This is a genomic window from Pseudomonas sp. UBA1879 (genome assembly GCF_002338065.1).
Classification (GTDB): domain Bacteria; phylum Pseudomonadota; class Gammaproteobacteria; order Pseudomonadales; family Pseudomonadaceae; genus Aquipseudomonas.
Genome location: NZ_DDHJ01000011.1, coordinates 167,586 through 190,443, shown reverse-complemented (window position 1 = coordinate 190,443; position 22,858 = coordinate 167,586). Strand labels below are relative to the sequence as shown.

Here is a 22,858-nt window from a genome sequence, read left to right as displayed (position 1 = left end):
TCGGGTAGACAATTTTTTTATCTGGGGGGGTGTGGTCGCATGGTGTATAGGGCTGGAGCTGTTCTTCAACTGTGACAAATACAGGGATTACTACAATTAATCTCAGACGCTGGGTGCCATGCGATACGTTTGCATTGTTGACCGTTGCCTGATGAGGGGAGGGTCTCGTTTTACCGAGGCATCATGAGTCAAGGCTCTCGAACCAGCCGCTTGACCTTATCATAGAGAGCATCGGTGAACGCCTGCTTATCGCTGGAGTGGTGGCATCGGCGGTGGCAGTTCGGACAGAGCGCAACCGCATTGCTTGGGCGGTCAGACCCTTGATGTGCCAGATGCTTGACGTGGTGAACTTCGAGAAATGAAGTTTCACAAATTTGGAAAGGGCTGGCTGGAAAGGGGCTGCCAGTTCTGGCAGCCCCTTTCTTTCTAATTGGTGATAGCAGGATCAAATCAATCCCAGCTCAACGCCCCACCCGTCTGATACTCAATCACCCGAGTCTCAAAGAAGTTCTTCTCTTTCTTCAAGTCCATGATCTCGCTCATCCAAGGGAACGGGTTGGTCGTCCCTGGGTACTCTTCCTTCAACCCAATCTGGCTCAACCGACGGTTAGCGATGAACTTGAGGTAGTCCTCCATCATCGCGGCGTTCATGCCGAGTACGCCGCGGGGCATGGTGTCGCGGGCGTATTCGATTTCCAGTTGGGTGCCTTGCAGGATCATTTGCGAGGCTTCTTCCTTCAGTTCGGCGTCCCACAGGTGTGGGTTTTCGATTTTGATCTGGTTGATCACGTCGATGCCGAAGTTCAGGTGCATGGATTCGTCGCGCAGGATGTATTGGAACTGTTCTGCGACGCCGGTCATTTTATTGCGGCGGCCCATGGAGAGGATTTGGGTGAAGCCGCAGTAGAAGAAGATGCCTTCCAGCACGCAGTAGTAAGCGATCAGGTTGCGCAGCAGTTCTTTGTCGGTCTCGACGGTGCCGGTGTTGAATTCCGGGTCGGAGATGGCGCGGGTGTATTTGAGCCCCCAGGCGGCTTTTTTCGCGACCGACGGGATCTCGTGGTACATGTTGAAGATTTCGCCTTCGTCCATGCCCAGGGATTCGATGCAGTACTGGTAGGCGTGGGTGTGGATCGCTTCCTCGAAGGCCTGGCGCAGGATGTACTGGCGGCATTCAGGGTTGGTGATGAGGCGATACACGGCCAGCGCGAGGTTGTTGGCGACCAGGGAGTCGGCGGTGGAGAAGAAGCCCAGGTTGCGCATGACGATGCGGCGTTCGTCGTCGGTCAGGCCTTCCGGGTTTTTCCAAAGGGCGATGTCGGCGGTCATGTTGACTTCTTGCGGCATCCAGTGGTTGGCGCAGCCGTCCAGGTATTTCTGCCAGGCCCAGTCGTACTTGAAAGGCACGAGTTGGTTGAGGTCGGCGCGGCAGTTGATCATGCGCTTTTCGTCGACAGCGACGCGGGCAGCCGAGCCTTCGAGTTCGGCCAGACCTTCGGCAACGTCGAGTTTGTCCAGCGCGGCTTTGGCGCGCGCCACGGCTGCGGAGTCATTGGCACTGACAGCGCGTGCGTCGCGAGCGGCAGCACCACCGGCGCTGTCGAGTTTATCCATGGCCGCTTCGGAAGCGTGGCCAGCGTTGGCGCCTTTGATGGGTTCAGCGGCGTCTTCTTTGTCGAATTCGTCCCAGCTCAGCATGGTGAGGAGGCTCCTGCTAGAGGACCGGTTTTAAGCGGCCTGTGGATTTGAGTAATCGGTTTGCTGCTGTGACATGGGTCACTTCATACAGCGTTCGAGGGAAGGCTCTCGGGAAATCTATGTGTTCGGGGTTGCCGTGAAGGCTGTCAGACGCGAGGGCCGTCACCCGGGAGAGGAGCAGAACGCTGACATGGCAGACGGGTGATGACCATGCAAATCCGGTCGGCTTTGGCTGCGCAGGTGGTCATGGCGTTGTCCTTGATTTGGGGGGCGCGAGTATACGGAAATATGCTCCATACGTCAGTGCTGCGACCCGTCTATCCATCATTTTCAGGCGTCATTCGAGTTTATGAAAGCGCACGAATTCTTCTTGACCTGCTAGCGATTCACTGATTGCTAATCGCCTATCTAGTGGTCAGAGGCGTAAGAATACACACGATGTGGTATTAGCGAAACTGCGTATTTCGTCATGTGTCGGTGTTTGTGATGCAGGTCAACGGCTGATAAATGCCCTTGACCCTGCAGATGCCCGTAATACCTGACGTTCACGCATGTGCGACTTTCAACGTTGCCCATTTCGATGACCGCTGACCTGACAAAAGGCGCCCATGCCCGCAGTATTTTGGTCAAGGCGCGTCAACCAGCGGAAGTGCCAATCCCCCCACCGGCCGTCAACTGATCTCAAACCCCACGTTCACGAAGATTGTGTTCAAACAGAATCCGCTGCGCACTCCCGTTCCTTTCACGAAACGGATGAATCACGTTCAGATCGCCAAACAGCCCCGCACTCGCCGCAATCAATCGCCCCCGTTCCAGCTCCTGAAGGGCAGTTTGCGTCGGCCAATACCTTGAACAGCTTGTTGGCCATGGGCTCAATGCGGTGAGTGACGCGGAAGTGGGTCTGGTCTTCGAAAATGTCGACGGTGCGCAACTCGTCCGCCCAATCGTAGAGATCGGCGAACAGCTTGTAGTGGAAGGCTTGCAGGTACCGCCGGTCGTCTAGGGGAGGGGGGAAGTAGATGGCTTCAGCGGCGACTTCGGATAGGTCGTGCTCGGCTTGCTCTAGGATTTTCGCTTCGGTCAGGTCGAAACGGTTGCGCAGCACGGTGCTGCCACGCGAGCAGTAAAGGTCATGTCCGACGCCGTATCTGTCGACCATTAGGCCTGTTTTTTTTGCGGTAGCTGTTGAGCAGCTCTTCTCGGGAGGGCAGACGGCGTTTGGACTCGGCGGTCGAGGTATCGAAGCCTTCCATACGAAGACTGGCAGCGTAGTCGGAGCGGCGCGCTCTGACGCAATAGGTTTTTTGGAATTTAGCGAGGCAGCTGGTATGAGGCGTACTCCTAGCTTGGCAAGCGGTGGAGTATCTGAAGTAGGAAAACGATAGATGATCCGAAATGCTCGCAGCACGGTTCATCCGTCATAAATAATCCATGTGAGGTAAGTTGTGGAGCCCATGATTCTGGGCTCCTCGTCCTTAAAGTTTAAGCATCAATGGTATGAGTCCACCGTGGAAGACCCATCCTCGCGAGATAGTCTACAAGATGCTTGGCGCCGTAAAACTGAATCCTACCGCCAGACCTGTAAGCCAAAGCCGCTTGGTCAACCTTCAAGCCCGAATTCCTTGCGGAGTAGGTGAGTTGCGCCAAAAGGGCATCGTTGCTTCCGTTTGTGGACCGCGCATCGAAAACCGCGAAATTGATCCATCCGCCGCCCGATGCACGTTCTCTGACGTGAGCCATATTAATTCTCATGGTCCACCTCAGCGATCTTTGTTGGACTGAGACACTAGCGAGCCGGCAAGGGTCTTGCTGGTTTCGCTGTATTTGTCGCTCTGCAATACTTTCCCGGCGATATGTTCCATTTCCGCGCCCGTCTGTTTCGCCGAATGGGTTTGGGAAAGTACTGACGCTGCGAGCGTCTTGGAAATTGCAGAGGCGCTAGGGTTCCGTAAAGTCTCGGAAGCCAATTGCGCAACTTCGTGGGATGAAGCTTTTGTATTAATGCTCATGATCGGATCTCCGTAAGGAAAAATTTCATGTCTTACGGGGACCATCCGGCAGAGAGTCATTGACGATATCGTCAGTATTTGGCTCAATGCACTCCCCTCAGACGCTTTGACATGGTTTTAGTGGCGCGGGTATTGCGGTAGGTCTCCACAACTTTGCGCAATTGCCCGCGAGTTTTATCGCTCTGTTAAGCTTCGGAGGCTAATCTTTTAGATTTATCCTCGTATTGCAGATCGCTTCGTACTCCTTCTTTGTTTTCCATAACCTGACACAGCGGCTTTCTGCTTTAACGCCGCTTTCGCCTGCCTATACCTCTCCTTTTTCACCTTCGTGCTGCAGCACGCACAGTGATAATTTTCGTGATTTTCTAATAGGCCCCCCTTGGGGGGCTATTAGTTAGCTTACTGGCAAGCCTCGCAATCCGGCTCATCAATGGCGCAAGCCTTTGGTACCGGCGCCGGGCCAGCTGCCGGGGCTGCTTCGGCTGGACGTGGGGCGGTGATCGCCGAGTCGTCCGGGCCGTGGCCGCCGCTGGAAACGGCGTTCAGCTTGCCGGTGTTGATGGTCGATTTCTCGGTGCTGGTCGCGGCCAGGGCACGGAGGTAGTAGGTGGTTTTCAGGCCACGGAACCACGCCATGCGGTAGGTCACGTCAAGCTTCTTGCCCGAGGCGCCAGCGATGTACAGGTTCAGCGACTGCGCCTGGTCGATCCACTTCTGGCGACGGCTTGCCGCGTCGACGATCCAGCGGGCTTCGACTTCGAACGCGGTGGCGTAGAGGTCTTTCAGCTCTTGCGGGATGCGCTCGATCTGTTGCACCGAACCGTCGTAGTACTTGAGGTCGTTGATCATGACCGAGTCCCACAGGTCACGTGCTTTCAGGTCGCGAACCAGATACGGGTTGATCACGGTGAATTCGCCCGACAGGTTCGATTTCACGTACAGGTTCTGGTAGGTCGGTTCGATCGACTGCGAAACGCCGGTGATGTTGGCGATGGTCGCGGTCGGCGCGATGGCCATGATGTTCGAGTTACGAATGCCTTTCTGAACGCGGGCACGGACTGGCGCCCAGTCCAGGGTTTCGTTCAGGTCGACGTCGATGTACTTCTGACCACGGGCTTCGATCAGGATCTGTTGCGAATCCAGCGGCAGCACGCCTTTGGACCACAGCGAACCCTGGAACGTCTCGTAGGCACCGCGCTCGTCGGCCAGGTCGCAGGACGCCTGGATCGCGTAGTAGCTGACGGCTTCCATCGAACGGTCGGCGAATTCGACGGCCGCATCGGAACCGTAAGGGATGTGCTGCAGGTACAGCGCGTCCTGGAAGCCCATGATCCCCAGACCGACTGGACGGTGGCGGAAGTTGGAGTTCTTCGCCTGTGGCACCGAGTAGTAGTTGATGTCGATCACGTTGTCGAGCATGCGCACGGCGACGTCGATGGTGCGTTTCAGCTTGTCGGTGTCCAGCTTGCCGTTGACGATGTGGTTCGGCAGGTTGATCGAGCCCAGGTTGCAGACCGCGATTTCATCCTTGTTGGTGTTCAAGGTGATTTCGGTGCACAGGTTCGAACTGTGAACCACGCCGACGTGCTGCTGCGGCGAACGCAGGTTGCACGGGTCCTTGAAGGTCAGCCACGGGTGGCCGGTTTCGAACAGCATGGACAGCATTTTGCGCCACAGGTCTTTGGCCTGGATGGTCTTGAACAGCTTGATCTTGCCGGGGTATTCGGTCAGCGCTTCGTAGTACTCGTAGCGCTCTTCGAAGGCCTTGCCGGTCAGGTCGTGCAGGTCCGGCACTTCGGATGGCGAGAACAGGGTCCACTTGCCGTCGTCGAAGACACGCTTCATGAACAGGTCAGGGATCCAGTTGGCGGTGTTCATGTCGTGGGTACGACGGCGATCATCACCGGTGTTCTTGCGCAGTTCGATGAACTCTTCGATGTCCATGTGCCAGGTTTCCAGGTAGGCACAGACCGCGCCTTTGCGTTTGCCACCCTGGTTCACGGCTACGGCGGTGTCGTTGACGACTTTCAGGAACGGCACGACGCCCTGGGATTTGCCGTTGGTGCCCTTGATGTACGAGCCCAGCGCACGAACCGGGGTCCAGTCGTTGCCCAGACCGCCTGCGAATTTGGACAGCATGGCGTTGTCGTGGATGGCGTGGTAAATGCCCGACAGGTCATCCGGAACGGTGGTCAGGTAGCAGCTCGACAGCTGTGGACGCAGGGTACCGGCGTTGAACAGCGTCGGGGTCGAGGCCATGTAGTCGAAGGACGACAGCAGGTTGTAGAACTCGATGGCGCGGTCTTCACGGGCTTTCTCTTCGATCGCCAGGCCCATGGCCACACGCATGAAGAAGATCTGCGGAAGTTCGAAACGCACGCCATCCTTGTGGATGAAGTAACGGTCGTACAGGGTCTGCAGGCCCAGGTAAGTGAATTGCTGGTCGCGTTCGTGGTTGATCGCCTTGCCCAGTTTTTCCAGGTCGAATTCGGCCAGAACCGGGTTCAACAGTTCGAACTCGATGCCTTTGGCGACGTAAGCCGGCAACGCCTTGGCATACAGGTCGGCCATTTCGTGGTGAGTGGCGCTTTCGGCGACGCCCAGGAAGCCCAGGCCTTCGGCGCGCAGGGTGTCCATCAGCAGGCGGGCGGTCACGAACGAGTAGTTCGGCTCGCGCTCGACGAGGGTGCGTGCGGTCATCACCAACGCAGTGTTGACGTCGGTCAACGCTACGCCGTCGTAGAGGTTTTTCAGGGTTTCGTTCTGGATCAGGTTGGCGTCGACTTCAGCCAGGCCTTCGCACGCTTCGGTGACGATGGTGTTCAGACGGCCCATGTCCAGCGGCACCAGGCTGCCGTCTTTGGCAGTGATGCGGATCGACGGGTGAGCCTGAACCGGCGCTTCGCCGCCACGACCGGCGCGCTCTTTGGAGCGGTCGTTACGGTAGATCACGTAGTCGCGAGCCACTTTTTGCTCGCCAGCGCGCATCAGCGCCAGTTCGACCTGATCCTGAATTTCTTCGATGTGAATGGTGCCGCCCGACGGCATGCGACGCTTGAAGGTCGCGGTGACCTGCTCGGTCAGGCGGGCAACGGTGTCGTGGATGCGCGAAGACGCGGCGGCAGTGCCACCTTCAACTGCGAGGAACGCTTTGGTGATGGCAACGGTGATCTTGTCATCGGTGTACGGCACGACCGTGCCGTTACGTTTGATCACACGCAGCTGACCCGGTGCGGTCGCGGACAGGTCCTGCTGGGTCGCACCTGGCTGCGGCGCGATGGCCTGCGGATTCTCGCGAGTTGTGTCTGTTTGCATGGGTGTCTCCACGTTCTCTAATGTTTATTGGGCATGAATCACATGCCCACCGTTCCGTCTTGAAGCCGTTGACCGACCAACGTCGACCCAAAGACTTCATAACGAAGGGGAAGGCTGAAGAAGCGCCGACCCTGGCTTTGAAGTCCGAAAAGGGTGCGGCTCTGCGGCGCGTCACCCGGAAAAATCTGAAGCAGAATGCTGGTTTAATGTTGCAGCACTTGTACCGTAACGCGCAGATCATGAAGCCGGATTGTCTGCCATTCGCGTGAGCGGTCAGGCGGTGAAACGGGGGATAACTCAGCCCCTTGGGCGCGAGAAAAAAGCTTGAAATTTCTCGGTCACTTGTGTTTGGTTTTTTCAGTGAAACCCTACATGTAGGGTCTCGATCAGCGACGGGGTACAAGATAATGCGTTTCGGACACCAATTGCAACGTATGAGCTGTGGATAAAGCTGTGTGTAATTTGTGTGGGATATGGGGAAATCCCGCGTAGGCCGCGTCGTCACTGGGACGAGCCATTTTTCACCGGTAAAAAGAATTTTCGAGTTGTGCGCAGGTGCAAATTCTGTCAGACACGTCGGGGTGGACAGGGTCGTGCTGAGGTCGGTTTTGCATGTCGCGTGTCATGTTGGGCGAGGGGTAGAATCCCTGGCCCGTTGATTCAGGGGCTGCTGTTGATGCTGGCCGCAGGCCGTGGAAGTTGTCTTGCCAGGCGGATCGCGCCAGCCGTCTATTAATAATAAGAAACCAGGAGACATGGAGCGTGCAGCAAGAACCCTGGCAGGTGCTGATCGTCGAGGATGACCGTCGGCTGGCAGAGCTGACCCGCGACTACCTTGAGCGTCATGGCTTGCAGGTGGCCGTCGAGAGTGACGGCACGCGGGCGGCGAGGCGCATTGTCGAAGAGCAGCCGGACCTGGTGATTCTTGACCTGATGCTGCCTGGCGAAGACGGCCTGAGCATCTGTCGCAACGCGCGCGCCGACTATCATGGGCCGATCCTGATGCTGACCGCGCGCACCGACGACAGTGATCAGGTGGCGGGGCTGGACATGGGGGCTGACGATTTCGTCTGTAAACCGGTGCATCCCCGGGTGTTGCTCGCGCGTATTCACGCGCTGTTGAGGCGCAGCGACACGACAGACGCCTCTACGCAAGTACCCCGGCGTCGCGTGTTCGGCCCTTTGGTCGTGGACAACGCCCTGCGCGAAGCCTGGCTCCATGAAGTGAGCATCGAATTGACCAGCGCTGAGTTCGATCTTCTGTGGCTGTTGGTGAGCCATGCCGGGCGCATCCTGTCCCGCGAGAAGATCTTCACCGCCCTGCGCGGCGTTGGCTACGACGGGCAGGACCGCTCCATCGATGTGCGCATTTCGAAAATTCGCCCTCGAATCGGCGACGACCCCATTCATCCGCGCCTGATCAAAACCGTGCGCAACAAGGGCTACCTGTTCGTGCCGGAAGCGGCGAAAGAGATGAGCATCTCTGGCCGGGTCGAGCGATGAATTCGATTTTCCTGCGCATTTACGGCGGGATGCTCGGCGTTCTGGTGCTGGTGGCGCTGCTGGGCGTGTTGACGCTGCATGTGGCCAACAGCGTCCGGGGTGAGCAGTACCGCGAACAACTGGCCCATGGCACGTTCAGCCTGATGGCCGACAACCTCAAGGCAATGGACAGCATCGAGCGTATTCGCGCCCTGGCGGTCTGGGAGCGGTTGCTGGGCATCCCCCTTGAACTGGAAACGGCTGAACAGGCGCATCTGGACAGCGGGGCGCGCAACCGGCTGAGCCACGGCCAGGTGCTGGTCGAACAGACCGGCCCCCACGCCGCGCGGGTGTTCCGCGAGGTGGAGCCCGGCGCGTCCGATAAGCCCGGCAGTGCGCTGCTGTTGACCGGTGAGGTGCAGCAGATCAGCGAGCAACTGGCCCGGGCGACGATTTTTCTACTGCTCGACGAGTTGGTGCGTTTCCCTGTCGAGGAGCAGCCAGCGCGTCTGGAAACCCTGCGCGTGAGTAAGGGATTTGGCTTCGACATGCACCTGATCACGCTGCAGAGGGCCGATGTCGACGACGACCAGCGACGGCGCATCGAGGAAGGTGACACGGTGATGGCGCTGGGCAAGGGCGGCGACTCGATCCGGGTGCTGTCCGGCGTCGGTAAGACCCCGTGGGTGCTGGAGCTTGGCCCTTTGTATCAGCTGAACCCTTATCCGCCCGAGCTGTTGGTGCTGATCGCGTTTCTGGGGCTGTGTCTGATCGGGCTGTTTGTGTATTTGCTGGTGCGTCGATTGGAGCATCGTTTGCGCGGACTGGAAGCGGCGGCCACGCAGATCGCCCAAGGCAGTCTGGAAACCCGGGTGCCGGAAACCGGTGCCGATTCGGTAGGCCGCCTGGCCTCAGCCTTCAATGGCATGGCCGAGCACTTGCAGCGTTCGCTGACCATCCAGCGCGAACTGGTACGCGCGGTGTCCCACGAACTGCGCACGCCGGTGGCACGCCTGCGGTTTGGCCTGGAGATGATCAGCGATGCCAGCACCCCTGAGGCGCGGCGCAAGTACCTGATCGGCATGGACAACGACATCCAGGACCTCGACAAATTGGTGGACGAGATGTTGACCTACGCGCGGCTGGAGCAGGGCGCGCCAACCTTGAGTTTTCAGCGCGTCGATCTGCAAGCGCTGATCGATCAGGTGATCACCGAACTGGCGCCACTGCGGGCCAATGTGCGTGTGATGCGCGGGACGCAGCGCTTGATCGGCGAGGACGCCTCGCAAGACGACGAAGCGTGGGTCGAGGCCGAGCCGCGCTACTTGCATCGCGCGTTGCAAAATCTGGTCAGCAACGCAATGCGGCACGCTGAATCCGAGGTGCGGATCGTCTTTCAATTGAGTCAGGCGCGTTGCCGCATCGACGTTGAAGACGATGGACCCGGTGTCCCGGAAACCGCGTGGGATCGAATTTTCACCCCGTTCATGCGCCTCGACGACAGCCGCACGCGGGCGTCGGGCGGCCATGGGTTGGGGCTGTCCATCGTCCGGCGCATCGTGCATTGGCACGGGGGGCGGGCATTGGTCGGTCGCAGCCAGTCGTTGGGCGGCGCGTGCTTTAGCCTGACGTGGCCTCGTCAGCAGGGGGATGCGTGAATCGGGTCATTCTCGGCGGGCCTTATGCGGGATTCGCTAATACCTGCGTACAAGACGATGCTCGCCCGGTGTTCCTGCTGCCGGAATTGCTGCGGGACGAAGCGCTCAATCGCCTGCTGATGCAGGTGTACGGCCCGGAACTGATGCCTGAGAAGCTGCCGGTGCTGGTGTCGCAATGGTTCAAGTTCTACGCCATGCAACTGATCCCGCCCGTGGTGGTGGCGAGTCTGGTAAAGGGGATGAGCTGGCCTTTGGCGCTGAATGATCTGGCGTTTGCCCTGCATGAGCGGGGTTTTCTGGACGGCGTGAGGTTTGAGAGCGAGGCGTTTCAAGCGTCGGATTCGAAAGACCCCTTCGAACGATTTGCGCCACTGCTGAACAATTTGCAACAGGTGATTGAGCGGTTGAGTGCCTATGGCGGCGTCGCCTCGGCGGTGTTGTGGAGCAGTGCTGGGGATTATCTGGAACGCTGTTTGCGGCAACTGGCGCAGATCGATGGCCTCGCTGCCGAGGTCGGTCATGGCCTGCTGAACAAGCGGTTCAGGCCCGACGGGGCGCGCAATCCGCTGTTCAAGACCATCACTTATGAAGAAGGGACCGATGGGAAGTTGATTCGGCGGCGGCGCAGCTGTTGTTTGAGTTATCGCGTGGAATGGGTGGGGCGGTGTGAGCACTGCCCGTCGGCGAATAGCGCCTGACAGATTTAGGTAATCAGACCAAACCAGACCTGCTTTTGATTCTGCGACCTCTGTACAGACCCGATCAGGCAGGTATCGCCACCAGACTCAACAACTGGCCCCCCTCTACGCTGAATTGTGCCTGCAGCTCAACCCCGCTGTGCCATTCCTCTGACAGGTCGATCTTCAATCGCAATCTGGCCGTGCCCTGTTCCGCCCAGTCCAACAGTTCAGCGTCTTCGAAGTAGAAGCGCTTGAGCACCAGAGGGTAGAGGGCTTTGAACAAGGCTTCCTTGAGGGAAAAGGTCAGGGTGACGTGCAGTGCGATCTGGTGTTCGGGGCCTGCAGCCATGCGTTGCAGTTCGTCAGCGATGAGAATTTCTCCGGCGAGTCTTGAGGCGCGTTCAGACGTCATCAGCTGTTCGGCATCCATGCCCAAGCTGCGCCAGTGCTGTTTGTTCGCAACGATAGCGGCAGCCCAGCCGGTGCTGTGGGTGATCGAGCCGCACAAGTCATCAGGCCAGATCGGAGCGCGATCTTCGCCAATCAAGGGCACATGCTGGCGACCATCGAGCTGATGCATCGCTTCCCGCGCACAAAGACGGCCTGCGAGAAATTCCGTCTGACGCTTGGCAACCGAGCGTTGGATGCTGGCGGGCGGTTCGATGAAGCAGCGCTGGAAGTCGCCTTCGACCAGTTTTTGCGGATCGAATGGGGTGCTGACCAACACCACATTGGCCAATGGAAATGGCAGCGGCCAATGAGCGGTAAGGGTAGGGCAGCAGGGGGGAAGAGTCGGCGTCATGAGCGGCATTTTGCAGGAATTGGATCTCCAAACACCACAGATCTCTTGCCTGCTAAAAGGGGGGCGGTGTCTGCCATCCCCTGTAGGAGCGAGGCTTGTCCCGTGATCGGACGGGAACCGGCAGCAAAAACCATACACCCGTGTTGTATCAGGAAAATTTGGGTGAAGGTTCTTGCGACGGTTTCACCGTCGATCGCAGGACAAGCCACGCTCGTACAGGGACATGATCAGATCGACTTACATCGTCGAATTCTTCGCAAACTGCTCTTTCAGGAACGCTTTCATGTCGGCCCACGAACTCATGTCGGCGGCTTCGTTGTAGCCGATATCCGGACCGCCATGATCGCCATGGCTCAGCTTGTCGGCGTCGGGATTGGTGAAGCCATGCTTGGCGCCGTCGATGCCGACGAACTTGTAGTCAGCCTTGACGGCGTCCATTTCCTTCTTGAAGTCTGCGACGTTCTGCGCAGTGACCATGGTGTCACCATTGCCATGCTCGACCAGCATAGGCGTTTTGGTCACGCCCTCTTTCGCCGGGGTCTTGGTGGTCAACGCGCCATGGAAACTGACCACGGCGTCGAGCGGTTCACCTCGACGTGCCGCGTCCAGTACCACGCCGCCGCCGAAGCAGTAGCCGATCGCGGCGATTTTTTGCGGGTTGGTTTCAGGCTGCTTCTTCAGTTGCTCCAGCCCCGCGTCGAAGCGCTTGGCCGACGCGGCGGCGTCTGCCGTGGCGGCTTGCATGAACGCCATGGCATCTTTGGGGTGTTCGGTGTTCTTGCCTTCGCCATACATGTCGATGGCCAGCGCGGTATAGCCCAGCACGGCCAGATCACGGGCCCGGCGCTTGGCGTAATCGTTCAGGCCCCACCACTCATGCACCACGACAACGCCCGGACGCGGACCCTTGATCGCATCGTCATAGGCGTAATAGCCGACCAGTTTCGTGCCGTCGGCGGCCTGATAGTCGATCGTGCGGGTTTTCACTTCGGCCTGGGCGAGCCCCGCCAGACACATGAGCGTGAGAGCGATCAATAAACGCATGGTGTTCTCCTTTTAAGGGGCTGCACTTTTTATAAGGGGCTGCACTTTTTAGAAGAGGCTTCTACAAAGGGCTTCGTCTGGCGTTGAGCCTAGACGATTGTGCCGTACAGGTTCCGACCCCGTGCGGTACATATGTGTTCAGCCGGGGTTCAGAACGTGTTCAGGAGGGGTTCAGCGCTGGCTGCGTATGCTCAACCCCGTACCCAACAAGGCGCCCGGCGCCGGAGGACCTGCATATGCCGACGATGAACAAGCTGTTTTTGGCGCTGGCGTTTCTGGGCGGCAGCGCCGCCGCACACGCCACCGAAGGCCGTCCCGATGTTTCCCGTGTCGATCCGGCGAAAAGCAGCAGGAAACTCAGCGGGATAATGCTGCCAAGCGCGGCTAAACTCTCCGTCACCGCACCGACCATGAGCGGGGCGTACGCCTCGCAGTCGGCCAGCCTGACCCAGGGGCCGGACAATTATTTGCCTGTGCATCACCGGTTGTAAGCCGTCAGCGTTCAAGGATCATCAAGCGAGAGGTATGAATGTGCCCGGGAGAGCGTCATGAAACTGCTGGTTGTCGAAGATGAAGCCCTGCTGCGCCATCATTTGCAGACGCGGCTGACCGAGAGCGGTCACGTGGTCGAGGCGGTGGGCAACGCAGAGGAGGCGCTGTATCAGGCAGGGCAGTTCAACCACGACCTGGCGGTGATCGACCTTGGCCTGCCGGGCATCGGCGGGCTGGACCTGATTCGTCAACTGCGGGCGCAGAACAAGGCGTTCCCGATCCTCATTCTGACCGCACGCGGCAATTGGCAGGACAAGGTCGAAGGGCTGGCGGCAGGCGCCGATGACTACGTGGTCAAACCGTTTCAGTTCGAAGAACTCGAAGCCCGCATGAATGCGCTGCTGCGCCGTTCCAGCGGCTTCACCCAGTCCACGATCGTCGCCGGGCCGCTGACGCTGGACCTCAACCGCAAACAGGCATCGATGGACGAAGCACCGCTGGCGCTGACAGCCTACGAGTACCGGATTCTCGAATACCTCATGCGCCATCACCAGCAAGTGGTGCCGAAGGAGCGCTTGATGGAGCAGCTGTATCCGGATGACGACGAGCGCGACCCGAACGTGATCGAGGTGTTGGTGGGGCGTCTGCGCCGCAAGCTGGAAGGCCCGGCAGGCTTCAAGCCGATCGACACCGTACGCGGCTTGGGCTACCTGTTCACTGAGCGCTGTCGATGATTCGATCGCTCCGCGTCCGATTGATGCTGGCCGCCGCAACCCTGGCGGTCATTTTCATGCTGTTGATGTTGCCGGCGTTGCAGAGCGCCTTCAGCCTGGCCCTCGAAAGCTCCATCGAAAAGCGCCTGGCGTCCGACGTCACGACGCTGATTTCCGCCGCCCGGGTCGAGGACGACCGGCTGATGATGCCGACCCTGCTGCCCGGCGAGCAATTCAGCCTGCCCGACAGCCGCCTGTTGGGCTACATCTATAACCGGGCCGGCAAGCTGGTCTGGCGGTCCCGCGCCACCGAAGACGAGGCCATCGACTACCAACCGCGCTACGACGGCCTCGGCACCGAATTCGCCAAGATTCGTCAGGCCGATGGCGAAGAGTTCTTCGTCTATGACGTGGAAATCAAACTGCTCGGTGGACGCAATGCGGCGTACAGCATCGTCGCGGTGCAGCCCGTTCGCGAGTATCAACAAACGATTTCCGATCTGCGGGAGAAGCTTTACCTCGGCTTCGGCGGCGCCTTGCTGGTGTTGCTGATTCTGCTGTGGGTCGGCCTGACGTGGAGCCTGCGTGCGCTCAAGGGCATGAGCCAGGAATTGGATCAAGTCGAGGAGGGCTCGCGGGAAAGCCTCAGCGAAAAGCATCCCAGCGAACTGCTGCGCCTGACCGACTCCCTCAACCGCCTGTTGCGCAGCGAACGTGAACAGCGAATTCGATACCGCGACTCCCTGGGCGATCTGGCCCACAGCCTGAAGACTCCGCTGGCTGTGCTGCAAGGCGTCAGCGAGAACATCGCCAAACGCCCGGAAGACCTGGAACAGGCGCGTATCCTGCAATCGCAGATCGAGCGCATGAGTCAGCAGATCGGCTATCAATTGCAACGGGCCAGCCTGCGCAAGAGCGGGCTGGTGCGGCACCACGTGGCCCTCAAGCCAGTGGTCGAGAGCCTGTGCAATACGCTGGAGAAGGTCTATCGCGACAAGCGGGTGGCGGTCACCTACGACCTGCCGGACGACAGCCAGGTGCAAATGGAAGAAGGCGCATTGCTGGAGATGCTCGGCAATCTGCTGGAAAACGCCTATCGCCTGTGCCTCGGCGAAGTGCGCATCCGCTGGCAGCCTTCGGTGATGGGTGACGTGTTGCTGATCGAAGACGATGGGCCTGGCGTGCCGCACAGCCAGCGTGCCCGGATTCTGGAACGCGGCGAGCGGCTGGACCGACAAAACCCGGGGCAGGGGATCGGACTGGCGGTGGTCAAAGACATTATTGAAAGCTACGGCGCGCAGTTGACGCTGGGCGAATCGGCGTTGGGGGGCGCGGCGTTCAGGATTCAGTTTGCGATTTGACGACTCGGATTGGGGCTGAATTCACCTCACGGACGCTTCCTCCTCCTGTAGGAGTGAGCTTGCTCGCGATTGCGATCTACCTGTCATTACACGGGTGCCAGACCGGCCGCTATCGCGAGCAAGCTCACTCCTACAATGTCAGGTGCTCAATGCCAGATTCCCTACGCCCGATATGCCCTATCCACACCTTGATCGCCTGATCAAACCGCGAAGCCATCCAGCGATGCCACAAGGCGGATACCCGCCAATGAACAGGCGATATTGTCAGGAATGGGCGGAAATCCGCCACCTTGGAGCCGAATTGTTGGCGAACGTTAACCAGGCAGTCCATGCCGTTCGGGGCTTCCAGTGAATTCGCCAAAGATGGCACGGTGATTGCGATAGAGGGCGCAGAGGTCTGCCGCGCGCAGCTCGACAACAACAAATCCCTCCGAGCAGGTGGGTTCGCACTTTAGGCATCGGTGTATCGGGAATGATGCGCACGATGCTCTTGAGGAAACTGCAATGACGACTCGTCAGCCAATCTACAAATCCCTGTACGCCCAGGTGATCGTCGCAATCATCATTGGTATCGCCATCGGTCACTGGTATCCCGACGCTGGTAAAGCGCTCAAGCCTTTGGGTGACGGGTTCATCAAACTGATCAAAATGGTCATCGCCCCCATCATCTTCTGCACCGTCGTCAGCGGCATCGCTGGCATGCAAAGCATGAAATCCGTGGGCAAGACCGGCGGCTACGCGCTGCTTTACTTCGAAATCGTTTCCACCATCTCGCTGATCATCGGTCTGGTCGTGGTCAACGTCGTTCAGCCGGGTGCCGGCATGAACGTCGACGTTTCGACCCTCGACGCCTCCAAAATCGCCGCCTACGTCAGCGCTGGCCAAGACCAGAGCGTCGTTGGCTTCATCCTGAACGTGATCCCGAACACCATCGTCGGTGCCTTCGCCAACGGCGACATCCTGCAAGTACTGATGTTCTCGGTGATCTTCGGTTTCGCCCTGCATCGTCTGGGTGCCTACGGCAAGCCGGTGCTGGACTTCATCGATCGCTTCGCTCACATCATGTTCAACATCATCAACATGATCATGAAGCTGGCACCGCTGGGTGCGCTGGGTGCCATGGCATTCACCATCGGCGCTTACGGCGTAAGCACCCTGGTGCAACTGGGCCAGTTGATGCTGTGCTTCTACATCACCTGCCTGCTGTTCGTGCTGCTGGTGCTGGGCGCCATCGCCCGCGCCCACGGCTTCAGCGTGCTGAAGCTGATCAAGTACATCCGCGAAGAACTGCTGATCGTGTTGGGCACCTCGTCGTCCGAGTCCGCACTGCCTCGCATGCTGATCAAGATGGAGCGTCTGGGCGCGAAGAAATCCGTCGTGGGTCTGGTGATCCCGACCGGTTACTCGTTCAACCTGGACGGTACCTCGATCTACCTGACCATGGCGGCGGTGTTCATCGCTCAGGCGACCAACACCCACATGGACATCACTCACCAGATCACGCTGCTGTTGGTGCTGCTGCTGTCTTCCAAAGGCGCTGCCGGTGTGACCGGTTCGGGCTTCATCGTGCTGGCCGCCACCCTGTCGGCGGTCGGTCACCTGCCAGTGGCGGGTCTTGCCCTGATTCTGGGCATCGACCGCTTCATGTCCGAAGCGCGCGCCCTCACCAACCTGGTGGGCAATGCGGTGGCTACCCTGGTGGTCGCCAAGTGGGTGAAAGAGCTGGACGTGCCGCAAATGCAGGCTGAGCTTGCTTCCGGTGGTCGTGCCATCGAAGAAAACCGTCCTGAGGATGACCTGGGCGTGGCCGAGGGGCCTGCTCAGGTAGGCCGCTCGTAATCCCTTAGCCTCGCGCTGAACTGAAAAGCCCGCCTCGGGGAAACCGGGGGCGGGTTTTTGTTGCCCGGTTGTTTTAGGGCTTTCGGCACCCCCGCTGTGGGATGTGGCGGGGTAACCAATGGTTAGACGCCTTCGTGAGCAAGCTCACTCCCACGGTAGACCTCAGTGCCCGCGAATCTGGCGACATGTGACGTGTTCTGTGGGGGTGAGCTTGCTCACGAAAGGGCCGGCATTGAATGCCATGGCGAGCGCATCACTCCACCCGCGTTTCGCCGCTGAACACCAGAATCTCCCGGCAGCGCCGACACAGGTACCGACGCCCTTTGCGCACCAGCTTGTGCCGTTGGGCGGAGAACGGGAAATCACTGTCCGGGCACGGGCAGCGATAGATGTATCGGGTCACGCTGCGGCGCTGGATTTCATAGGTGTGGCAGCGATTGGGCGGCAGTTCGTACACGCCGCGCATGATCAGTTGCCATTCCTCGCCATGGGGCTGAATGGTGTCGCCGAACAATTGATGGGCCACCAGGTGCGCGACTTCGTGAGCTACGGTCTGGCGCAGGAAGTCTTCGCTGTTTTCGCGGTACAGCTGCGGATTGAAGCGCAGCAGGTTTTCGTGCAGGTGCGCGACACCCGCCTTCTGGCCGCGCAGCTTGAGGCTGACGACAGGGCGTTTGAAAGGACGTTTGAAAAAATCTTCGGCTTGTTGGTAACAGGATTCGACGCGGGAATTGAGTGGCTCGAGCATGCTTCATCGGTCTCCAGAGGAGGCGAGTATGCCGCAAAGCGGGGGTGTGTCGAAAACTCAAGCTGCCGAATGGTCATGGTCACTGCCGTTTCCGATAACGGCAACGTGCGTGCCCGCGATGGCGCAGCGTCGCTCAGACGGGGAGCCTCCGGCGCTCCTCCTTCCCGGGCTGCGGATTCCTACGAACGGTGATGTCTTCGAGCCCTTTGGGCATTACTCCCCGTCACGTTTATGCGTAAAATACCGCCCCTTTCTCCACGTCACAGCGAGCGGACCACAGCGCCATGGGCACCCTTTCAGTCAATCAGAACAAACTGCAGAAGCGTCTGCGTCGGCTTGCAGGCGAAGCGGTAGCCGATTTCAACATGATTGAAGAGGGCGACAAGGTGATGGTCTGCCTGTCCGGCGGCAAGGACAGCTACACCATGCTCGACGTGCTGCTGCATTTGCAGAAAGTCGCGCCGATCCGGTTCTCCATCGTCGCTGTGAACATGGACCAGAAACAGCCGGGTTTCCCCGAGCACGTGCTGCCGGCCTACCTGAAAGAATTGGGCGTCGAGTACCACATCGTCGAAAAAGACACCTACTCGGTGGTCAAGGAGCTGATTCCAGAAGGCAAGACCACCTGCTCGCTTTGTTCGCGCTTGCGTCGCGGCACGCTCTACACCTTTGCTGATGAAATCGGCGCGACCAAGATGGCCCTCGGTCATCACCGCGACGACATCGTCGAAACGTTTTTCCTGAACATGTTCTTCAACGGCACGATCAAGGCGATGCCGCCGAAACTGCGCGCCGACGATGGCCGCAACGTGGTGATCCGCCCGCTGGCCTACTGCGCCGAGAAGGACATTCAGGCCTATTCGGACATGAAGCAATTCCCGATCATCCCGTGCAACCTGTGCGGCTCGCAGGAAAACCTGCAGCGTCAGGTGGTCAAGGACATGCTTCAGGAATGGGACCGCAAGACCCCGGGCCGCTCGGAAATGATCTTCCGCAGCCTGCAGAACGTCGTGCCATCGCAACTGGCGGACCGCAACCTGTTCGACTTCACCAGCCTCAAGATCGACGAGACCGCGGCGTCGCGGTTTGTGAATGTGGTGAATCTGTAAAGCGTTCCCTTGTAGGAGCGTGGCTTGTCCCGCGATCGGCGGGGAACCCGTCGTAAAATCGGCTGACGTGGCCTGTCTGATACAACGCGTTCAGCGGATTGGCTGCCGCTTCGCAGCAGATCGTCCGAGTGCGGCCCAGACACAAGCTACGCTCCTACAGGTGATCGTGCCCTGCTTTACAACCCCACCTCCGGCAACACCGGCTTGTTCGCCAATGCCGTTTTCATCAGGCCTTCCACGTATTCGCGATCACTGTCCGGCAGCGCCAGGCGGGGTGGGCGGGTGAGGGCGCTGCCGCGTTGCATGATCGCTTCGCAGAGCTTGATGCACTGCACCAGATCAGGACGCGCATCCAGGTGCAACAGCGGCATGAACCACTCGTAAAGCGCCATTGCCTCAGCGAAACGCCCGGCCTTGGCCAGACGGAACAGGGTTTCGCCCTCTTTCGGGAAAGCGTTGGACATGCCCGACACCCAACCCACAGCGCCCACCGCCACGCTTTCCACCAGCACGTCATCGAGCCCGGCGAACAGCACGAAGCGATCGCCCACTTCGTTGCGCACATCGATGAAGCGATTGGTGTTACCCGAGGAGTCCTTGAAACAGACGATGTTGTCGCAGTCCGCCAGGGAAATCAGGATGTCCGGCGTGACGTCGTTCTTATAAATCGGCGGATTGTTGTACACCATCATCGGCAGGTCGCAGGCGGCGGCGACGGTGCGGAAGTGCGCGGCAGTCTCGAACGGCTTTGAGGAATACACCAGCGCCGGCATCAGCATGATTCCGTCCGCCCCGGCCTTTTGTACGTCCTTGGCGACGACGCTGGCATTGGCGCTGGTGAATTCGGCGATCCCCGAAATCACCGGCACCCGTCCGGCAGAGGCGTCCTTCGCGGCTTCGACCAGGCTGATCTTTTCCGACACACTGAGGGACGTGTTCTCACCGACCGTGCCGCAAATGACCAATCCTGATACGCCATCGCGCACCAGGTTGGAAATGACCTTGTGTGTGGCCTCCAGATTCAGAGAAAAATCTTCGTTGAACTGCGTGGTGACGGCGGGGAAAACACCGTTCCAGGATACGGACTGGGTCATGAGTGACTCCTGTTTTGAGTAAAGGTATTTCGTATACGTTGTTGTTTGAGCGTGAAACGCCTTGTCGAGTGCGTCAATGTGTAGGAGCGTGGCTTGTCCCGCGATCGGCGACAACGTCGTCGTAAAACCTGCATGCGCGATAGGTCAGACAGCTCGCGTTTCCAGGGTTTGCTGCCGGTTCCCGGCAGATCGCGGGACAAGCCACGCTCCTACAGGTATTGCATGTTTCTTTACATCACAACTTCAGCCCAACCGGCCAGGTATCGGTCAACTTGTACCCCTCAGGCCACGGGTCGCTAGGGTCGAGCATGTGTTGATGGGTTCCAGTGATCCACGCCCGGCCCGACAGGCTCGGCACGATTGCCCTGCGTCCCGCGATTTCCGTCTCGCTCTGAATCTTGCAGTGAAATTCCGAGCCAATGATCGAGCGGCCAATGAACCGGTCTCCCACCTGCAACTGGCCCTTGGCGTGCAACACCGCCAATCGCGCTGAACACCCCGTGCCGCAGGGCGAGCGGTCGATCTTGCCGGGGCGAATCACCACGGCGTTGGCGGCATTGGCCACACCGCCGTCGTAGTTAACCGGCGCGGCGATCTGACAGAAGGAAATGTGGTTCCAGTCCTTGTTCAGCGGGTGGGTGAACCCCAGTTGTTCGTTAGCCGCCTGGGTGATCTTCAGGCCAGTTTCCACCAGATCCTTGGCCTCATCGGCGGTCAGCGAGAAGCCCAGCTTGACTGAATCAACGATGGCAAAGCTGTCGCCGCCATACGCGGTATCGACCTGAATCGAACCCAACCCCGGCACCTCGATCCACACGTCCAGCTGGTCAGCGAATGAAGGGTGATTGTGCACTTCGACGCTCTGCACCTTGCCGTCGCGGCACTGGGCGATGGCTTCGATCAGGCCCCCTGGCGCTTCCAGAATCAGGCGGGTTTCCGGCTCGGTCATGGGCAGGATGCCGCTGTCCAGCAGTACCGTCGCCACGCACAGCGAGTTGGAACCGGACATCGGCGGCACGTCGGCGGGTTCCATGATGATCCAGCCCATTTGCGCCTTCGGGTTCTTCGGCGGCACCAGCAGGTTGACGTGGCGAAACACCCCGCCGCGCGGCTCGTTGAGCATGAAATTGCGCAGCACATTGTCCTTCTCGATCCAGCGCGACTGCTCCCAGATCGTCTCCCCCGGGGGCGGCGCCACCCCGCCGACGATCACATCGCCGACTTCACCCTCAGCGTGACAACTGACCACGTGAATCACTTTCGATGAGCGCATGCTTTAAAGCCCTCCTGTCAAAGATGTCACTGACGGAACACATGACCTGTAGGAGTGAGCTTGCTCGCGATTGCAAGCTGTCAGATCCAAATTCATACCTGACATACCGTTATCGCGAGCAAGCTCACTCCTACCGTTAATCTCCACCCATCCGAAATACCGGGTGCTTGCCCTTAATTGATCGACCGCAAGAAATCCGCCGTCTCGGGCCGTTGCGGGTTGCCAATGACCTGATCCGGCGTGCCGATTTCATGCACCAGCCCGGTACGGAAAAACGCCACACGATCCGACACATCCCGTGCAAAACGGATCTCGTGGGTCACCAGAATCATGGTCATGCCGTCTTCGGCGAGCATGCGCATGGTGTCCAGCACTTCGCCCACCAGTTGCGGGTCCAGCGCCGACGTCGCTTCGTCGAACAGCATGTAATTCGGCGACATGGCCAGCGCCCGGGCAATCGCCATGCGCTGTTGCTGACCACCGGACAGCTTGCCCGGGAAGACCTTGAGCTTGTCGCCCAGCCCCACGTGTTTCAGCTGCTTGACCGCCAAGGCTTCGGCTTCTTCCTTGCTTTTGCCCAGCACCGTGCGCGGGGCCAGCATCACGTTTTCCAGCACGGTCAGGTGCGGAAAGGCGTTCCACTGCTGAAAGACGATGCCGATCTTCTGCCGCAATTTGTTGAGGTCGGTGCTCTTGGCGTGCACCTCGGTGCCGTCCACGCGAATGCTGCCGCTCTTGATCGACTCCAGGCCGTTGATGCACATCAGCAGCGTCGACTTGCCCGAACCCGAGCCGCCGATGATCGACACCACTTCGCCTTTCTCCACCTTCAGACTCACGCCCTTGATGACTTCAAGCTCGCCGAATGATTTGTGTACGTTGTCGATCTCAATCATTTTCCTGCCACCTTGTTTCCAGTCGGGCACCCAGACGGGCGATCACCAGACTCATGACGTAGTAAATGAGGCCTGCGATGCACAGCACCAGCAGCGGTTCCTGAATGCGGGTGACGATGGTTTGCGAGGCGCGCAGCAGCTCGACGATGCCGATCCACATCACCAGCGCGGTGTCTTTCATCACCGACAGCAGCAGGTTGACCCAGCCAGGGAAGGCCACGCGGGTCGCCATCGGCATGACGATCTGGCGCAGGTCCTGCCAGTACGTCAGGCCCAGCGAACGGCTGGCGCGGCGCAGGTTGAGCGGCACCGACAGCACGCCGCTGCGAACGATTTCGGTGCAATAGGCCGTCACGTACAAACCGAGCACGATGCAGGCGACGGTGAAGGCGCTCCAGTTCAGCCCGGCGATGCTTTTCAACGCGTTGAACAGCACGAATTGAATCAGCAACGGTACGCTGCGGAACACGTCGAGCAGCCACGCCAGCGGGATCGTACTGCGCGGCAACAGCGCCCGGGCCATGCCGCAGACCACCCCGGCGAGGGTGCCGATCAGCATCGAGACGAGGGTCAGCAGGATCGTCACCCACGCCCCTTGCAGCATGAATTGCAAATCGCCCCAGCTGAATGTGCTGTCGAACATGG

Annotated in this window: 20 protein-coding genes and 1 pseudogene; 8 read left to right on the top strand and 13 right to left on the bottom strand. The window is 59.3% G+C overall.

The annotated features are described in order from the left end of the window. Positions 1-188: 188 nt before the first annotated feature. From B3N48_RS11420 to B3N48_RS11395, 6 genes and pseudogenes are all read right to left on the bottom strand, one after another. A pseudogene (locus B3N48_RS11420) lies at positions 189-362 on the bottom strand (HNH endonuclease); the annotation flags it as partial. An 88-nt stretch (positions 363-450) separates the two neighbouring features. Beyond that, positions 451-1,698, bottom strand: coding sequence for a ribonucleotide-diphosphate reductase subunit beta (locus B3N48_RS11415; RefSeq protein ID WP_296183519.1), 1,248 nt, complete (start codon positions 1,696-1,698; stop codon positions 451-453). A gap of 742 nt (positions 1,699-2,440) precedes the next feature. Next, positions 2,441-2,803 (bottom strand): hypothetical protein, encoded by a 363-nt coding sequence (locus B3N48_RS11410; RefSeq protein WP_296183518.1) that lies wholly within the window; start codon positions 2,801-2,803, stop codon positions 2,441-2,443. Between the two features lie 25 nt (positions 2,804-2,828). Continuing rightward, positions 2,829-3,113 carry a YhfG family protein gene (locus B3N48_RS26730; RefSeq protein WP_349677025.1) on the bottom strand — a complete coding sequence of 95 codons (285 nt, stop codon included), beginning with the start codon at positions 3,111-3,113 and terminating at the stop codon, positions 2,829-2,831. A 345-nt stretch (positions 3,114-3,458) separates the two neighbouring features. After that, positions 3,459-3,707 carry a hypothetical protein gene (locus tag B3N48_RS11400; protein ID WP_296183517.1) on the bottom strand — a complete coding sequence of 83 codons (249 nt, stop codon included), beginning with the start codon at positions 3,705-3,707 and terminating at the stop codon, positions 3,459-3,461. Positions 3,708-4,106: 399 nt separating this feature from the next. Continuing rightward, positions 4,107-7,022 carry a ribonucleoside-diphosphate reductase subunit alpha gene (locus tag B3N48_RS11395; RefSeq protein ID WP_296183516.1) on the bottom strand — a complete coding sequence of 972 codons (2,916 nt, stop codon included), beginning with the start codon at positions 7,020-7,022 and terminating at the stop codon, positions 4,107-4,109. A gap of 762 nt (positions 7,023-7,784) precedes the next feature. Here B3N48_RS11395 and B3N48_RS11390 point away from each other — a divergent pair. Genes B3N48_RS11390 through fhuF form a run of 3 tightly spaced genes read left to right on the top strand, consistent with a single transcriptional unit; the run spans position 7,785 to position 10,860 of the window. Beyond that, positions 7,785-8,525, top strand: coding sequence for a response regulator (locus B3N48_RS11390; RefSeq protein ID WP_296183514.1), 741 nt, complete (start codon positions 7,785-7,787; stop codon positions 8,523-8,525). Further along, complete coding sequence (locus B3N48_RS11385; RefSeq protein WP_296183512.1) at positions 8,522-10,162, top strand: ATP-binding protein; 1,641 nt, start codon at positions 8,522-8,524, stop codon at positions 10,160-10,162. Before B3N48_RS11390 ends, B3N48_RS11385 begins: the two co-directional genes overlap by 4 nt. Beyond that, the gene (gene fhuF, locus B3N48_RS11380) at positions 10,159-10,860 is read left to right on the top strand and encodes a siderophore-iron reductase FhuF (protein WP_296183511.1); all 702 of its coding nucleotides are present in this window, start codon (positions 10,159-10,161) and stop codon (positions 10,858-10,860) included. Before B3N48_RS11385 ends, fhuF begins: the two co-directional genes overlap by 4 nt. 64 nt (positions 10,861-10,924) lie before the next feature. Here the strand turns inward: fhuF and B3N48_RS11375 are convergent, their stop codons facing one another. Together B3N48_RS11375 and B3N48_RS11370 are read right to left on the bottom strand one after the other, a co-directional pair. After that, the gene (locus tag B3N48_RS11375) at positions 10,925-11,653 is read right to left on the bottom strand and encodes a 4'-phosphopantetheinyl transferase family protein (RefSeq protein ID WP_414704227.1); all 729 of its coding nucleotides are present in this window, start codon (positions 11,651-11,653) and stop codon (positions 10,925-10,927) included. A gap of 228 nt (positions 11,654-11,881) precedes the next feature. Beyond that, the gene (locus tag B3N48_RS11370; RefSeq protein WP_296183508.1) at positions 11,882-12,688 is read right to left on the bottom strand and encodes a dienelactone hydrolase family protein; all 807 of its coding nucleotides are present in this window, start codon (positions 12,686-12,688) and stop codon (positions 11,882-11,884) included. Positions 12,689-12,924: 236 nt separating this feature from the next. On the opposite strand from B3N48_RS11370, the gene B3N48_RS11365 reads away from it, so the two are divergent. The 4 genes from B3N48_RS11365 (at position 12,925) to B3N48_RS11350 (ending at position 17,093) form a co-directional block, all read left to right on the top strand. Next, a complete protein-coding gene (locus B3N48_RS11365) occupies positions 12,925-13,179 on the top strand; it encodes a hypothetical protein (protein WP_296183506.1) in 255 nt (84 codons plus the stop codon). A 57-nt stretch (positions 13,180-13,236) separates the two neighbouring features. Continuing rightward, complete coding sequence (locus B3N48_RS11360; protein ID WP_296183505.1) at positions 13,237-13,914, top strand: response regulator transcription factor; 678 nt, start codon at positions 13,237-13,239, stop codon at positions 13,912-13,914. Then, positions 13,911-15,254, top strand: a complete 1,344-nt coding sequence (locus B3N48_RS11355; protein ID WP_296183503.1) for an ATP-binding protein — start codon at positions 13,911-13,913, stop codon at positions 15,252-15,254. The genes B3N48_RS11360 and B3N48_RS11355 overlap by 4 nt, the downstream gene beginning before the upstream one ends. A gap of 504 nt (positions 15,255-15,758) precedes the next feature. After that, on the top strand, positions 15,759-17,093 hold the full coding sequence (locus tag B3N48_RS11350; RefSeq protein ID WP_296183501.1) for a dicarboxylate/amino acid:cation symporter: 1,335 nt from the start codon (positions 15,759-15,761) through the stop codon (positions 17,091-17,093). Positions 17,094-17,346: 253 nt separating this feature from the next. Here the strand turns inward: B3N48_RS11350 and B3N48_RS11345 are convergent, their stop codons facing one another. Next, complete coding sequence (locus B3N48_RS11345; protein WP_296183500.1) at positions 17,347-17,841, bottom strand: SprT family zinc-dependent metalloprotease; 495 nt, start codon at positions 17,839-17,841, stop codon at positions 17,347-17,349. A gap of 284 nt (positions 17,842-18,125) precedes the next feature. On the opposite strand from B3N48_RS11345, the gene ttcA reads away from it, so the two are divergent. Next, complete coding sequence (gene ttcA, locus B3N48_RS11340) at positions 18,126-18,950, top strand: tRNA 2-thiocytidine(32) synthetase TtcA (RefSeq protein WP_296183498.1); 825 nt, start codon at positions 18,126-18,128, stop codon at positions 18,948-18,950. 176 nt (positions 18,951-19,126) lie between these two features. Here ttcA and B3N48_RS11335 read toward each other — a convergent pair whose 3' ends face one another. The 4 genes from B3N48_RS11335 to B3N48_RS11320 form a co-directional block, all read right to left on the bottom strand. After that, positions 19,127-20,044 carry a dihydrodipicolinate synthase family protein gene (locus B3N48_RS11335; protein ID WP_296183497.1) on the bottom strand — a complete coding sequence of 306 codons (918 nt, stop codon included), beginning with the start codon at positions 20,042-20,044 and terminating at the stop codon, positions 19,127-19,129. Positions 20,045-20,279: 235 nt separating this feature from the next. Then, complete coding sequence (locus B3N48_RS11330) at positions 20,280-21,317, bottom strand: trans-3-hydroxy-L-proline dehydratase (protein ID WP_296183496.1); 1,038 nt, start codon at positions 21,315-21,317, stop codon at positions 20,280-20,282. 173 nt (positions 21,318-21,490) lie between these two features. Next, positions 21,491-22,213, bottom strand: a complete 723-nt coding sequence (locus tag B3N48_RS11325) for an amino acid ABC transporter ATP-binding protein (protein ID WP_296183494.1) — start codon at positions 22,211-22,213, stop codon at positions 21,491-21,493. Further along, on the bottom strand, positions 22,206-22,856 hold the full coding sequence (locus B3N48_RS11320) for an amino acid ABC transporter permease (protein WP_296183492.1): 651 nt from the start codon (positions 22,854-22,856) through the stop codon (positions 22,206-22,208). Before B3N48_RS11320 ends, B3N48_RS11325 begins: the two co-directional genes overlap by 8 nt. Positions 22,857-22,858: the final 2 nt, after the last annotated feature.

Excerpts from the sequence above, each read along its gene's own strand:
- B3N48_RS11415 (WP_296183519.1), bottom strand. The coding sequence starts at position 1,698 with ATGCTGAGCTGGGACGAATTCGACAAAGAAGACGCCGCTGAACCCATC.
- B3N48_RS26730 (WP_349677025.1), bottom strand. The coding sequence starts at position 3,113 with ATGAACCGTGCTGCGAGCATTTCGGATCATCTATCGTTTTCCTACTTC.
- B3N48_RS11400 (WP_296183517.1), bottom strand. The coding sequence starts at position 3,707 with ATGAGCATTAATACAAAAGCTTCATCCCACGAAGTTGCGCAATTGGCT.
- B3N48_RS11395 (WP_296183516.1), bottom strand. The coding sequence starts at position 7,022 with ATGCAAACAGACACAACTCGCGAGAATCCGCAGGCCATCGCGCCGCAG.
- B3N48_RS11385 (WP_296183512.1), top strand. The coding sequence starts at position 8,522 with ATGAATTCGATTTTCCTGCGCATTTACGGCGGGATGCTCGGCGTTCTG.
- B3N48_RS11375 (WP_414704227.1), bottom strand. The coding sequence starts at position 11,653 with ATGCCGCTCATGACGCCGACTCTTCCCCCCTGCTGCCCTACCCTTACC.
- B3N48_RS11370 (WP_296183508.1), bottom strand. The coding sequence starts at position 12,688 with ATGCGTTTATTGATCGCTCTCACGCTCATGTGTCTGGCGGGGCTCGCC.
- B3N48_RS11365 (WP_296183506.1), top strand. The coding sequence starts at position 12,925 with ATGCCGACGATGAACAAGCTGTTTTTGGCGCTGGCGTTTCTGGGCGGC.
- B3N48_RS11360 (WP_296183505.1), top strand. The coding sequence starts at position 13,237 with ATGAAACTGCTGGTTGTCGAAGATGAAGCCCTGCTGCGCCATCATTTG.
- B3N48_RS11355 (WP_296183503.1), top strand. The coding sequence starts at position 13,911 with ATGATTCGATCGCTCCGCGTCCGATTGATGCTGGCCGCCGCAACCCTG.
- B3N48_RS11350 (WP_296183501.1), top strand. The coding sequence starts at position 15,759 with ATGACGACTCGTCAGCCAATCTACAAATCCCTGTACGCCCAGGTGATC.
- B3N48_RS11345 (WP_296183500.1), bottom strand. The coding sequence starts at position 17,841 with ATGCTCGAGCCACTCAATTCCCGCGTCGAATCCTGTTACCAACAAGCC.
- ttcA (WP_296183498.1), top strand. The coding sequence starts at position 18,126 with ATGGGCACCCTTTCAGTCAATCAGAACAAACTGCAGAAGCGTCTGCGT.
- B3N48_RS11335 (WP_296183497.1), bottom strand. The coding sequence starts at position 20,044 with ATGACCCAGTCCGTATCCTGGAACGGTGTTTTCCCCGCCGTCACCACG.
- B3N48_RS11330 (WP_296183496.1), bottom strand. The coding sequence starts at position 21,317 with ATGCGCTCATCGAAAGTGATTCACGTGGTCAGTTGTCACGCTGAGGGT.
- B3N48_RS11325 (WP_296183494.1), bottom strand. The coding sequence starts at position 22,213 with ATGATTGAGATCGACAACGTACACAAATCATTCGGCGAGCTTGAAGTC.
- B3N48_RS11320 (WP_296183492.1), bottom strand. The coding sequence starts at position 22,856 with ATGTTCGACAGCACATTCAGCTGGGGCGATTTGCAATTCATGCTGCAA.